Origin of the sequence: Streptomyces sp. NBC_00989, from assembly GCF_045162655.1 — a bacterium.
Classification (GTDB): domain Bacteria; phylum Actinomycetota; class Actinomycetes; order Streptomycetales; family Streptomycetaceae; genus Streptomyces.
The window spans coordinates 6,891,581-6,904,521 of the sequence record NZ_CP108728.1; the positions used below are offsets into that span (position 1 = coordinate 6,891,581).

At 71.4% G+C, this 12,941-nt stretch carries 8 protein-coding genes; 2 read left to right on the forward strand and 6 right to left on the reverse strand.

Annotation, left to right across the window (positions count from 1 at the left end):
* Window positions 1–60: 60 nt before the first annotated feature.
* Entirely contained in the window at window positions 61–1,332 is a 1,272-nt protein-coding gene (locus OG714_RS30685) for a glycosyltransferase 87 family protein (protein ID WP_406125809.1), read from the reverse strand.
* Window positions 1,333–1,508: 176 nt separating this feature from the next.
* Between OG714_RS30685 and OG714_RS30690 the strand changes: the two genes are divergently transcribed.
* Entirely contained in the window at window positions 1,509–3,668 is a 2,160-nt protein-coding gene (locus OG714_RS30690; RefSeq protein WP_406132018.1) for a hypothetical protein, read from the forward strand.
* Here OG714_RS30690 and OG714_RS30695 read toward each other — a convergent pair.
* Window positions 3,628–4,101: a MarR family winged helix-turn-helix transcriptional regulator gene (locus tag OG714_RS30695; protein ID WP_406125811.1), complete on the reverse strand. Its 474-nt coding sequence runs from the start codon at window positions 4,099–4,101 to the stop codon at window positions 3,628–3,630. The genes OG714_RS30690 and OG714_RS30695 overlap by 41 nt on opposite strands.
* Window positions 4,102–4,232: 131 nt before the next feature.
* Here OG714_RS30695 and OG714_RS30700 point away from each other — a divergent pair, with 131 nt between their 5' ends.
* Window positions 4,233–4,646 carry an organic hydroperoxide resistance protein gene (locus OG714_RS30700; protein WP_019056748.1) on the forward strand — a complete coding sequence of 138 codons (414 nt, stop codon included), beginning with the start codon at window positions 4,233–4,235 and terminating at the stop codon, window positions 4,644–4,646.
* Between the two features lie 123 nt (window positions 4,647–4,769).
* On the opposite strand, the gene OG714_RS30705 is transcribed toward OG714_RS30700, so the two are convergent.
* The 4 genes from OG714_RS30705 to OG714_RS30720 form a co-directional block, all read right to left on the reverse strand.
* Window positions 4,770–6,068 carry a hypothetical protein gene (locus tag OG714_RS30705; protein WP_406125814.1) on the reverse strand — a complete coding sequence of 433 codons (1,299 nt, stop codon included), beginning with the start codon at window positions 6,066–6,068 and terminating at the stop codon, window positions 4,770–4,772.
* Window positions 6,065–8,290, reverse strand: coding sequence for a CDP-glycerol glycerophosphotransferase family protein (locus OG714_RS30710; RefSeq protein ID WP_406125816.1), 2,226 nt, complete (start codon window positions 8,288–8,290; stop codon window positions 6,065–6,067). Before OG714_RS30710 ends, OG714_RS30705 begins: the two co-directional genes overlap by 4 nt.
* Before the next feature lie 7 nt (window positions 8,291–8,297).
* Window positions 8,298–10,490 (reverse strand): CDP-glycerol glycerophosphotransferase family protein, encoded by a 2,193-nt coding sequence (locus OG714_RS30715; RefSeq protein WP_406125818.1) that lies wholly within the window; start codon window positions 10,488–10,490, stop codon window positions 8,298–8,300.
* Window positions 10,491–10,639: 149 nt separating this feature from the next.
* A complete protein-coding gene (locus OG714_RS30720; protein ID WP_406125820.1) occupies window positions 10,640–12,901 on the reverse strand; it encodes a CDP-glycerol glycerophosphotransferase family protein in 2,262 nt (753 codons plus the stop codon).
* Window positions 12,902–12,941 lie beyond the last annotated feature (40 nt).

Consider the following 12,941-nt stretch of genomic DNA (forward strand, 5'->3'; position numbering starts at 1 on the left):
CCACTGGATGTCGTTCGACCCGCGCGGGCGCGTCCCCCACGTGATTCGGGCCTCAGTCAATCAGGCGCCGGAGTGTGCCGAGGTCAGCTGCTGGGACTCCCCGTAGGGGCCGGGGGACTGCACGCGCGTGCGTGCTGTCGCCGGGAGTGGTCTCGACGACCGCCACAGGCGGACGAAGGAGAGGACGGCCGCGGCGGCCAGCAGACCGTTGCGTACGACCATCAGGGCGCAGCCCGTCCACGTGCTGTGGATGACGTCGCCGTACAGGACGGGGAACTCGACGGAGCTGACCGCGGTCGCCGCCACGATCAGCGCGGCCACCGCGCGCTGTGTCGTGTGCCGCGAGGTCAGACAGACGGCGGCCAGGCCGAGCAGCCAGATCATGTACTGCGGGCTGATGACCCGGCTGGTCACGGTGAACAGCAGGACGGCGCTCAGCGCGGCGTCGTACGGCGTCGCGTCGGTCCAGCGACGGGCCCGGATCCGCCACCACAGGAGCAGCCCGAAGGCGACCGCCGTGAGCGCGAGGGAGGCGTCGGCGACGGTGGAGACGTACGGTCCCGTGAACTCCATCGCGCCGTACCGGTAGTGCACCTGGCCAGGCCAGCCGGCGTGGGTCGCCAGGCCGAGGGCCGTGCCGCCGAGTGACTCGATCTGTACGCCCCGGCCGCCCTGTTGGCGCAAGAAGGCGAAAGGGTTGTTGAACAGGACCACGAGAGACGCGAGCGACAAGACCCCCGTCCCCACCGCCCACGACCACACCGACCGCGTCGTCCGCCCTCTCGGCATCCCCAGCAGCACCAGCGCCGGCCACACCTTCACCAGCGCGCCCAGTGCCGCGAACGCGCCGCACACACGCGTGGAGCGCGACAACGTCAACAGGGAGATGACGGCGAACGCCGTGACCTGCACGTCGTAGCGGACGAGGGGCATGTGCAGGAGGAGGGGGAGGCAGGCGATCCAGTACGCGGCGCCGCGCAGGCTGTGGCCGGGGCGGGTGCCCGCGCGGGCGAGCGTCACGGTGATCAGCGCGTCCGTCGCGAGGGTGAGGACGACGAACGCCTGGAAGTACGTCAGGTCCGGCAGTAGCGCGGGGGCCAGGAGTACGGGGCCGGCGCCCGGCGGGTACTGCCACAGCGGGTCGTGCGCCGGGAACGCGCCGTGCGACAGGACGCCGTACCAGTGGTGGTACAGGCGCCACACCTCCCGTGCGACCCCGCCCCGGCCGAGCAGGGGCAGGTCGTTGTACGCGAGGAGGAGCAGCATTCCGGCGCGGGTGGCGAGCCAGGCGAGGGTGAGGGCGAGGAGGCGGTGTCTACGGGCGGCGTTCATCACGGCGGATCGTAAGCCGGGTGAATGCCGCAGGAATGCTAATACACCGTCAATCGTCGGTAAGAGCTTGCTAACAGTACAAAATCAGCCAGGTGGACAGCCAAGGTGAGGGTGAGTACAGGCACGGGCGACGGACGCGTGCGGGGGTCGTCGCCGTGGTCGTGCCGGTGGTCGTCATGCTCGCGCTGGGGCTGTGGGGGCTCGACCGCGGCGGGATGTGGGGCGACGAGGGCGTCACCTTCCTGGTCGGGCGGCGCACGGTGCCGCAGATCTGGCACCTGCTGCACGGTGTCGACGCGGTGCACGGCCTGTACTACCTCCTCATGCACGCCGTCCTCGTCGTCCACCCCGGAGAGGTCGCCCTCCGCCTGCCGTCGGTGTGCGGCGCGGCGGCGACGGCGGGCCTGGTCGCGGCCCTAGGCGTCCGCCTGGCCCGCCCCCGCGTCGGCCTCTGGGCCGGCCTCCTCTACGCGATCACCCCCCTGACCGGCCACTACGCCCAGGAGGGCCGCTCGTACGCCCTCGTCGCGGCGGGCGTGGCCGGGGCGACGCTGCTCCTGGTGCGGGCGTTGGAGGGGCGGTCGTGGTGGCCGTACGGCGCTGTCCTCGCCGTGACCTTTCTGCTGCACGAGTTCGCGGTCCTGGTGCTCTGCGCGCACGCGCTGACGCTGGCGGCGGCACGGGTGCCCCGGGCGGCGTGGCTCGGCTGGGCCCGTGCGGTCGGTATGGCGGGGGGCGCCCTGTTGCCCCTGGCCTGGGTCTCCCAACGCCAGTCCGCGCAGGTGGCCTGGCTGAGGATCCCGGACTGGGACACGACCGAACGCCTCGCCCGCGACTTCCTCGCCGTCACCCCGACCGGCATCGTCTTCTGGACCTCGCTCCTCCTGATCCTCCTCGGCCTTGGCTCCGGCCGGCTCACGTCGGTAGCCCTGCCGTTGCTGCTGGTACCGCCGCTGCTCCTGCTGACGGTGTCTCAATTCCGGCCCTTGTTCCACGAGCGGTATGTGCTGTATGCGCTGGCGGGTGCGCCGTTGCTGGTGGCGGCGGGGGCGGATCGGCTGGTGGGGGCGCTGAGATGGCTGTGGCTGGAGGGGCGAGGCGTGCCGAACGGCCGGCGTGCGGACGTTGAGCGGGTGGTGATTGGGCGCGGGAGTCACCGCGAGTTGGTGGGTGCGGTGAGCGGGGTCGGTCACCGGCTGGGGGGCGACCGTAGAGCCGGAGCCGGAGCCGCAGCCGGAATGGGAGTCGGGGGCGGAGTGGGGGCCCGAGCCGACGTCCGAGACAGAGCCGGAAGCGGAGGCGAAGCCGGAGCAGGAGGCGGAAGCCGAACCGCAGCCGCAGCCGCAGCCGCAGCCGCAGCCGCAGCCGCAGCCGCAGCCGCAGCCGCAGCCAGGGCTGGGGCCGGAGCCGGAGTCCGGCCCCAAGCCGACGCCCGGGACGGAGCCGCAATCGAAGCCCTGGACGGAGCCGGGACCCGAGCCGACGTCCGAGCCGGAGCCCGAGCTGACGTCCGAGACAGAGCCGGAAGCGGAGGCGTAGCCGGAGCTGGAGGCGGGAGCCGAGCCGCTGCCGCAGCCACAAGCCGCCCATCCCTCACCGGAGTTGACCGTACGACCCTCCTGCGGCCCGGCGCCCGACGCTCCCCAACCGCCTGCCCCACGCCCACCCGCCGCCCACTCCGCCGCACCCCCTTCGCCAACCTCACCACCCGCGCCAACCTCGTAACCCTCGCCGGCGTCCTGGCCGCAACCGCCCCCTTCCTCCACGGCCTCCCCGCCTACCGGAACGACCGTTCCGCGGACGCCCGCCCCGAGAACCTCGCCGCCGTCTCCGCGCTAGCCGGACGTGAACTGCGGCCCGGTGACCCGGTGTTGTTCCTGCCGTCGTTCTGGCGGGTGACGGCGCTGGCGTATCCGGGGCCGTTCGTCGGGGCCCGGGACCTGGCGTCGGGGGAGTCGGGGGCGAGGTCGGGGACGCTCAGTGGGCGTGAGGTGGGCCCGGGGGAGTTGCGGGCGCGGCTCGCCGCGGTGGACCGGGTCTGGATCGTCGCGCAGTCGAACCTGCTGCCCTCGCGCTGGGTGCCCGGCGACCCGACCGACCGGGTCAAACTCGACGTCGTGGACGGGGAGTTCGCGCGCCGACAGGAGTACGTACGAGGGCGAGTGAAGCTGGCCCTCTACATCCGCCGCATGCCTCCGCAAGCAATGCAGCTGGCGCCCACACCCACGACCGCACGCACACCCACGACCGCCCCTACACCCACGAACACACCCGCACCCGCACCCACACCCACACCTACGCCTCGTCTAACGTCGCCGAGTCCAACGCCCCGGTGAGCTGGTCAAGCCGTTCCCGCAGCGCCCGGATCTCATCGAGGTCGAAGCCCGTCGCCCCAAGGATGCGCCGCGGCACCTCGACCGCCCGCTCGCGCAGCGCGACCCCCTCGTCGGTGGGCCGCACCTCCACCGACCGTTCGTCGCGCGCGCTGCGCTCACGCCGTACCAGACCGGCCGTCTCCAGCCGCTTGAGCAGCGGGGACAGGGTGCCGGAGTCGAGCCGCAGGTGTTCGCCGAGCTTCTTCACGGGCAGTTCGCCGTGTTCCCACAGCACCAGCATCACCAGGTACTGCGGGTAGGTGAGCCCGAGGTCCTTGAGGATCACGCGGTAGACGCCGCCGAAGGCGCGCGACGCGGCGTTCAGGGAGAAGCAGATCTGCTGGTCGAGGCGGAGCCAGTCGGTGCTGGGAGTGGCGGCGGGAGTGGTGGTCATGCCTCCAGGATAGCGCTAGTGGGCCATTTAGTTGTGTGCAATTGAATTGTGTGCTCTACTTATCGCCGTGAGGCGGTCCGGACACCCGGACCGGTCACCCCCACCAAGACTTCCGAGAGGGATGGTTTCCAATGGACGCGATCTACACCGCCGTAGCCACCGCCACCCACGGCCGTGACGGCCGCGCGGTCAGCAACGACGGCAAGATCGACCTTCAGCTCGGCATTCCGGTCGAGATGGGCGGCAACGGCCAGGGCACCAACCCTGAGCAGCTGTTCGCCGCCGGTTACGCCGCCTGTTTCGGCAGCGCCCTCGGCCTCGTCGGCCGGCAGGCGAAGGTCGACGTCACCGACGCGGCCGTGACCGCCGAGGTCGGCATCGGCAAGCAGGGCGAGGGCTTCGGCCTCAAGGTGACCCTGCGCGTCGAGCTCCCCGACACCGTGGACGAGGCGACCGGCCGCAAGCTCGTCGAGACCGCCCACCAGGTCTGCCCCTACTCGAACGCCACCCGCGGCAACATCGAGGTCGACCTCGTCATCGAGTAGTCCCTACGACACTCCCGCGACCCGGCACAGAGGTGGCCGACGGCATACACGCCGTCGGCCACCTAGTTGCACCGCACTCCACCGCACTCCACCGCACCCCACCGCACCTCGCCGCACCCCACCTCACCGCACCGAGTGAGCGTGCTCCCCAACTCCCTGCCCCGGAACCGGAGTCGGCACAGCCACACCCGCGGCCGCCTTCCCCCGCACCACGCTCTCCAGCAGCAACGGCACCCCCACCACCGGCAACAACCACACCAGCACGATCAACCGCCCACCCCACACGCTGACATCGGGATGCGCGGCCTGCGTGAGAATCCCCGTGAACGCGGCTCCGATCAGGAACACCCCGAACGCCGGCCGCTTCGACGCACCCCACAGACCCGCACCCAGTGCCGCCGCGAGCATCGGCTGCCACAGCTGCTGCCGTGTCCACTCCAGCCAGAAGTTCGCTTCCAGGTGCAGGAATTCGGGCCACAGGCGCGTGCGGTCGGGCCGGGCGTAGTGATCGGTGAGCAGGTCCTGAAGGCTGTCGGTCTGGGACGGATAGTGCAGCGCGCTCGCCAGAACCAGCGTTCCCAGCGCGGCAGTTGCGCCGAACGCGGCGATCACCACCAACGCCCGCCCCGGCGCCCGCCCACGCCGCATTCGCCCTACGGCGACCAGCGCGCCCGCACCGGCCAGGCACAGCCCGAGGAACAGGGACTGCGAGTGCTTCACGGTGAAGAGGAGCACCAATGAACCACCCACCAGGGCGAGTCCGACGCGTGTACGTTGCCCCTTCAGCACCAGCCCGCAGCCCCACAGCGCCGCCAGCGTCAGGGCCGTCATCAGCCCCTCGGTCATCGGGCGCATCGAGGTCGTTCCGCACGGCAGCACGTAGTAGAGGGCCTGCCCCATCAGCGCGAACGGCACCGACACGGACAACGTGCGCAGGATCAGGAAAACAAGGATCCCACCCCCGACGGTGAGGACGACACTCGCCGACCACATCCCCCAGACCGGCCCGAGCAGCGTCACGAACGGCACCAGGAACACCGGGTATCCGGGCCGCACTTCGAAGATCCGCATGAACCGCTCGGACGTGAACGGCGTGATGAACCCGCCCGTCTGCCCGGCCCGCAGCCGCGCGTTCACCCCCCGCCACTCCGCGTCCCGGCACTTCTTCGCGACCCGCGCGGCGGGGTCCTTGCCGTGGAAGTCGAGCGGGTTCACGCTCTGGTCGCGCCGTGCCATCTCCCCCTGACTCGCGCAGGAGTAGTCGATGGCGACGGTCGCCGCCTCCCGCTCGCTCGCCCCGCGCAGACTCATCGCGTACGACAGGTAGTTCTTCGTGTCGGGGGTCGCCCGCCCGGTGACATTGGCGAGTTGGAGCACCGCGAACACCGCGGCCAGCACCAGCACCCAGGTACGCGGCCTCATGAGGACGCCAACTGGTCGTGACCGGCGGCAGGAGAGGGAACCCGCGCACCGGACTCGGTCTGCGGCTGCCGGTCGACCTCCCCCAGAAGCAGCGTCCGTACGACCCGCTCGGCGGCCTTCCCGTCGTCGAACTCGCAGTACCGCGACCGGAATTCGGCCCGCAGCCGCGTCGAGTCCTCGTCCCGCCAGGCACCCGACGCGAACACCCACGCCAACTCCCGGTAGGAGCTGGACACATGGCCCGGTGGCGCGGCGGTGACGTCGAAGTAGGTGCCCCGGCTGGCCGCGTACGCCTCCCGGTCGTCGGCGTGCAGCACGATCGGGCGGTCGAGGTTGGCGTAGTCGAACATCAGGGCCGAGTAGTCGGTGACGAGCGCGTCGGACGCCAACATGACGTCCTCCACAGAGGGTTCGTCGGTCGCGTCGACCAGGACTCCGCGCCGGTGCAGGTCCGCGAGGCCCATGCCGCGCGCGGGGCCGGTCGCGAGGGACGGGTGGAGGCGTACGACGAGGGTGTGCTCCGGGCCGAGATCCTCGGCGAACCGGGCCAGGTCCAGCCGGTCGAGATGCCCGCCCCGGACGTACTCGCGGCGGGTCGGCGCGTACAGCACGACGGTGTGCCCGGCGGGGATACCGAGCCGCTCCCGAACTGCCGCCCCCGCTCCCGGTGTTGCGCCGACAAGGACGTCATTGCGCGGACTCCCCGTCCGCACCGAGGCGAAGTGACACGGGTACGCCCGCTCCCACACCAGCTCCGAGTGCCGGTTGGCGACCAGGCTGTGGTCCCAGCGGTCGGCCCGGCGCAGCATCTGCGGGACGTCGACGCCGAAGCGCCCGCCGGGCTTGTCCAGCAGGTCGGCCGCCATGTACTTGAGCGGGGTGCCCTGGTGAGTGTGGATGTGGACGCTGCCGGAGCGCTTGGTGAGGGTGCCGGGCCAGTTGACGTTGTTCACGAAGTACTTGGCCCGCGCGGTGACTTGGCGGTACCGCAGGGTGTTGAGGAGGACGTGCTCGACATCCGGCGGCAGCAGCGCCGCCTGTTCCGCGTCCTGCACGACCCACACGCCCCGGAGGTGCGGGGCGATCTCCCGCGCCTTGTAGTAGACGGCGGCCGGGTCGCCGAGGACCCCGCGGTGCGAAAAGGCCGAGTACACAACGAGGTTGGGGTCGAGGGAGCGGCGAGCGTGCAGTGCGGACAAGCCGCCCTTGACGCGTCCGGCCGCCGACTTACGCGCTTGCAGCGCCCGTCGTTCGAGCTGCCGCCCGGCCCGCCCCGCCTGCCGCCGCACCCGGTACAGCGCGTAACTGCCTTCCAGGGCACGGACTTCGGCGTCCGCCTTCGCGCCGCCCGCTGGCTTGTGCTTGGCGAACAGCTCCGCCGTCCGGCGGAAGAACTCGGCCTTGTCGGACGGGGGCAGCCGGTCCGGCTTGGCGAGGATGTCGAGACAGTGCTCGGCCATCTTGCGGTGCAGGTACGGCAGCCAACTCGCCAGCTCCGGGCGGGAGTCGACGAACGCGAAGACCCGCTCGTACTGGTCGTGGATGTCGAAGTGCTTGCGGCTGGTGGTGGACAGGATGTTGCCCTGGCGCCGCTGCCGGTAGTTCAGGCAGATCCGGTCGAGGGTGGCGATCCGTTCGGCGCTGAGCAGCACCGGGAACGTCCAGGGCGTGTCCTCGTAGTAGCCCGGCGGGAACTCGAAGGCGTGCTTGTCCACGAACTCCCGGCGGTACACCTTGTTCCACACGACCATCAACAGGTCGAGGATCTCCGGGTGTTCGGCGACCGTGAAGGTGTCGTCGACCTCCGTGAGGACGTGCGCGAGGACGTTGCGCCGGGTGCCGCCCCACCAGTAGGTGCGCGCGTAGTCGAAGACGAGGACGTCCGGGTCGCCGCTCGCGTCGAGCCGGTCGGCCATCGCGCGCAGCGCGCCCGGGGTGAGGGTGTCGTCGCTGTCGAGGAAGAACAGGAAGTCCCCGGTGGCCAGGGGCATTCCGGCGTTGCGGGCGCGGCCGAGGCCGACGTTCTCCGGCAGGTGCAGCACCTGGACGCGCGGGTCGCGGGCCGCGTACTCGTCGAGGATCGCGCCGCACCCGTCCGGCGAGCAGTCGTTCACGGCGATCACCTCGATGTCCTGGTACGACTGCTCCAGAACCGAGTCGAGGCACTCGCGCAGAAAGCCCTGCACCTTGAAGACGGGGACGATGACGCTGAAGCGGGGCACTTCGGGTTCAGCTCCTTACGAGGGTGGCGGCGGGGGCCGGGACGCGCTCCGCGAGCGGGATCACGGGCGGCACTGTCTCCGGCGGCTCGCCGAGGAACACCCGGCGTACGACCCGCTCGGCGGCCTTCCCGTCGTCGAACTCGCAGAAACGGGAACGGAATTCGGCCCGCAGGGCGCTGGACTCCGCCCCCGCGTACGAGCCGTCGCGGAACACCTGCGCCAGCTCCTCGGGCGTACGGGCGACCGGTCCCGGCGGCGCCTCCATGAGGTCGAAGTAGACGCCCCGCGTCTCCCGGTAGACCTCCCAGTCGTCGGCGTACACGACGATCGGCCGGTCGAGGTTGGCGTAGTCGAACATGATCGACGAGTAGTCCGTGACCAGCGCGTCTGCGGCCAGGCACACGTCCTCGGAGGAGCGGTGCCCGGTCACGTCGATGATCCGGCCGCTGCTCTTCGCGCGGCCCTGGTCGTAGAAGTAGTGGGCGCGCAGCAGCACGACCACGTCATCGCCGGCCGCCGCGCAGAAGGCCTCCAGGTCGAGGCCGGTGTCGAAGCCGGTCTGGTAGTCGCGGTGGGTGGGCGCGTACAGGACGGCCGTCTTGCCCTCCGGGACACCCAACTCCTTCCGGACACGGGCCACTTCATCCGCCGTCGCCGTGTAGTAGACGTCGTTGCGCGGATAGCCGTACTCCAGCGCCTCGTACGAGCCGGGGAAGGCGCGCTCCCACATCTGGGTGGAGTGGCGGTTGGAGGAGATGTTGTAGTCCCAGCGGTCCACCCGGCCGAGCAACTTGGCGAAGCTGCCGGTCGCGGCGGCCACCACCGGGTACGTCGACTGGTCGACGCCCATCTTCTTCAGCGGGGTCCCGTGCTGCGTCTGGACGTGCACGCTGCCGCGCCGCTTGACGACGCCCTCCGCGAAGTTGGCGTTGTTCACCAGGTACTTGGCCCGCGCCAACACCTCCCAGTACTTCCGGCTGCCGATCACGGCGTGCTCGACGCCCTTCGGTACGGCGTCCACCGCGTCCGGCTCGACCAGGAACACCGACCGGATGTGCGGGGCGAGTTGGCTCGCCTTCGCGTGGATCGCGGCCGGGCTGCACGCGTAGCCCCGGCCCCAATAGGCGCAGTAGACGGCCAGGTTGGGGTCGAGCGGGCGGCGCAGGTCGCGGGCGTAGCGCAGGCGGGTGCGGAGCATCCGGGGGCGCGGGACGCGCTCGGCCGCCCCCGACGCCGACCGGTTGGCGCCGCGCAGCGCCTTGAACGCGGTGTACGCGCCCGAGGCCAGCAGCCGGTGCTGCACCCCCAGACTCCCGCCCGGCGCACGGAAGTCGGCGGGCCGGTGACTCCGGTAGAGCCGTCCGGCCCGGCGGAAGAAGGCGCGGTGCCCGGAGGGAAGCCGCTCGGGCCGGGAGGCGGTCTTCAGCACCACGGCGAAGAGCTGCTCGAACAGCGCGTGCGACCGCTCGGGCGGCAGGCCTTGCGCCGCGCCGAGCACCAACTCGACCTGGTCGAGGAGCTGATGGTGGTGCTCGCCGGGCAGGTTGAGCCGGCTGCCCTGCCGGCGCAGCAGATGCCGTACGACCACCGAGCGCAGCACCGCCACCCGCTCGGCGGCGACGGTGACCAGGCCGCCCCAGCCCAGGTCCGTGAACCGGCCTTCGGGAAAGGCGAGTTGGTGGTCGGTGAGGAAGGCGCGGCGGTAGGCCGCGCTCCACGCCGGGAGCTGTACGCCGGTCAACTGCGGTGCCTGCGCGGGGGAGAAGGCGCCCGCCGGGGTCTTCGCGAGCAGCGGGGCCGCCGGGTTGGTGGACTCGCCCTCCCACCACGGGGTCCGCTCGTGCTCGAAGTACAGGGCGTCGATGTCACCGGTCTCGGCGAGCCGGGCGTCCAGCGCGGCGAGTGCGCCCGGGGCGAGGCTGTCGTCGCCGTCCAGGAACAGGACGTAGGCGCCGGTCGCCGCCCGTAGGCCGGTGTTGCGTGCCCCGCTCAGGCCCGCGGAGGGTGGTGAGTTGACCGGGGCCACCCGCGAGTCCCGTCCGGCGTGGCCGGTGGCGACGTCGGCGGCCGGGGAGCCGGGGGCGTCGCAGACCGGGATCAGCTCGAAGTCGCCGTAGGACTGCGCGAGGACCGAGTCCAGGGCCAGGGACAGCCGGCCGGCGACCCCGTGGGACGGGACGATGATGCTGAAGCGGGGCATTCTGTTCTTTCTCCAGTGGTCCGGAGGGGTCCGGGTCAGTGCGCGCGACAGGCCCTGGGGCGTCCGGTCGGGCGCCAGGTGGTCGGGCGGGTCGGTGTGGGGCGCGAGGGGCTTGACGGCATGCGAACTCCCCGGTGTGGGAACGGCGTTCAGAGTCGGTCGGTGACGGGCAGGGACGTCGCGGGCTGGGGCACGGTGGCGAGCGGGGAGCGCGTGCGGCTCGTGGCGGCCGACGGCACCGGGTGGCGGTCGGCGAGCGGCGCGACCGGCGGGAGGTCGGTTTCGCCCAACACCACGTGGCGTACGACGCGTTCGGCGGCGCGGCCGTCGTCGTAGGGGCAGAAGCGTTCGCGGAACGCGGTGCGCAGCTGGGTCGAGCGGGAGCCGCGCCAGTGGTCGGTCGCGAAGATGTCGATCAGTTCGTCCTCGCTGCGCGCGACCGCGCCCGGCGGGAAGGCCCGCAGGTCGAAGTAGGTGCCGCGGGCCGCCTCGTAGGCCTCCCAGTCGTCGGCGTGGATGACGATCGGGCGGTCGAGGTTGGCGTAGTCGAACATCAGGGACGAGTAGTCGGTGACCAGCGCGTCGGAGGCGAGGCACAGGGACTCGACGCTGGGGTGGTCGGTGACGTCGATGATCCGGCCGGACGCGGAGGCGGCGAGGGGGCCCTCGTGCCAGTAGTGGGCGCGGGCCAGCACGACGAAGCGCGGGCCGAGGCGGCGCAGCACGCGGTCGAGGTCGAGGTGGGCGCGCTGGACGCGGCGGTAGTCGCGGTGAGTTGGGGCGTAGAGCAGGGCGACCGCGTCCTGCGGGATGCCGAGCGACTCGCGCAGGCGGTGCACGTCGGCCGAAGTCGCCTGCTGGAACACGTCGTTGCGGGGATATCCGTAGGCGAGCGTCGTGTAGCTGCCGGGGTAGACGCGCTCCCAGGTCAGGGTGGTGTGGCGGTTGGCGGACAGGACGTGGTCCCACTTGTCGACGCCTTTGAGGAGTTCGGCGAAGTCCATGTCCCGTGCTGCGGCCGGGCGTTCCTGGAGGTCGAGGCCCATGTGCTTGAGGGGGGTGCCGTGTTGGGTCTGGATCATGACCTGGCCGGGGCGCTTGACCAGCCGGCGGTCGAAGTTGACGTTGTTCACCAGGTACTTGGAGCGGGCCAGCGCCGTCCAGTAGGAGGCGGTGTCCGGGCGCAGCCTGCGGGTCGCGGCCGGGATCGTGTGGTGGTGCTCGGGGCGCGCGATCCACGCCGTGCGGATGTGCGGGGCGTGGGTGCGGAACGCGCTCTCCAGCGCGCCCGGGTTGCAGCTGTGGCCGCGGCCCCAGTAGGCGGCGAACACCGCGCGATCCCTGAGCGGGAGCCGGAGTTGGACGCGGTAGTGGAGCTGGAGAGCCGCCGCCCTGAGCGCGCGCAGCGCCTTCGCGGCGAGCTTGACCGCGCTGCGGCGCCAGCTCATCGCCGCCTGGAGGGTGCGGAACGTGCGGTGGACGCCGAAGTGGACGAGCGTGTGGCGCATCCGGGTGCGCAGCGGGACCGGGGTGCCGGGGATGCGGTAACGGCGGTAGTGGGCACGGGCCTTGCGCAGGAACTCGGCGCGGGTGCCGCGCGGGAGGCGGTCGGGCTTGGTGAACACCGTCGCGAGGTGGTCGACCATGCGGCGGAACAACACCGGCCGCCACTGGCCGAGTTCGGGGCGCGCGGCGACGAACGCGAAGACACGGTCGTACTGCTCGAAGACGTCGAAGTGGCAACGGCTGGTCGTGCCGAGGATGTTGCCCTGGCGGCGCTGGCGGTAGTGGACGCAGACCCGGTCGAGGGTCGCGATCGTCTCCGCGGCCATCAGGACCGGGTAGGTCCACGGGGTGTCCTCGTAGTAACCGGGCGGGAAGGCGAAGCCCTCGCGCTCGATGAACTCCCGTCTGTACGCCTTGTTCCAGGCGACCATGATGACTCGGAGGAGTCCGGGGCGGTCCTCCAAGCGGAAGGGCGCGGGGCCCTGTTCGGTGAGTTGGGCGGCGACCTTGTTGCGGCGGGCCTCGCCCGACCAGAAGGTGCGCGCGTAGTCGAAGACGAGGACGTCCGGCTCGCCGGTCTCCTTCAAGCGGTCGGCGATCGCGCGCAACGCGTCGGGCGTGAGCGTGTCGTCGCTGTCGAGAAAGACGAGATAGTCGCCGGTCGCCTGTTCCAGACCGGCGTTGCGGGCGCGGCCGAGGCCCTGGTTCTCGGGGAGATGGACGGCGCGCACCCGCGCGTCGCGGGCCGCGAACTCGTCGATGATCGCGCCGCAGGCGTCCGGCGAGCAGTCGTCGACCGCGATCAACTCAAGATCGGGGTACGACTGGGAGAGCACCGATTCCAGGCATTCGTGCAGGTACGCCTGCACCTTGTACGCGGGGACAATGACACTGAACCTGGGCAAGGGACATCCATGGGTCGGTCGGCGCGGGCGTTCTGCCCGG

What these genes read in the sequence shown, in the direction of transcription:
- OG714_RS30685 (WP_406125809.1), bottom strand. Translation starts at nt 1,332, where the DNA reads ATGAACGCCGCCCGTAGACACCGCCTCCTCGCCCTCACCCTCGCCTGG.
- OG714_RS30690 (WP_406132018.1), top strand. Translation starts at nt 1,509, where the DNA reads ATGCTCGCGCTGGGGCTGTGGGGGCTCGACCGCGGCGGGATGTGGGGC.
- OG714_RS30695 (WP_406125811.1), bottom strand. Translation starts at nt 4,101, where the DNA reads ATGACCACCACTCCCGCCGCCACTCCCAGCACCGACTGGCTCCGCCTC.
- OG714_RS30700 (WP_019056748.1), top strand. Translation starts at nt 4,233, where the DNA reads ATGGACGCGATCTACACCGCCGTAGCCACCGCCACCCACGGCCGTGAC.
- OG714_RS30705 (WP_406125814.1), bottom strand. Translation starts at nt 6,068, where the DNA reads ATGAGGCCGCGTACCTGGGTGCTGGTGCTGGCCGCGGTGTTCGCGGTG.
- OG714_RS30715 (WP_406125818.1), bottom strand. Translation starts at nt 10,490, where the DNA reads ATGCCCCGCTTCAGCATCATCGTCCCGTCCCACGGGGTCGCCGGCCGG.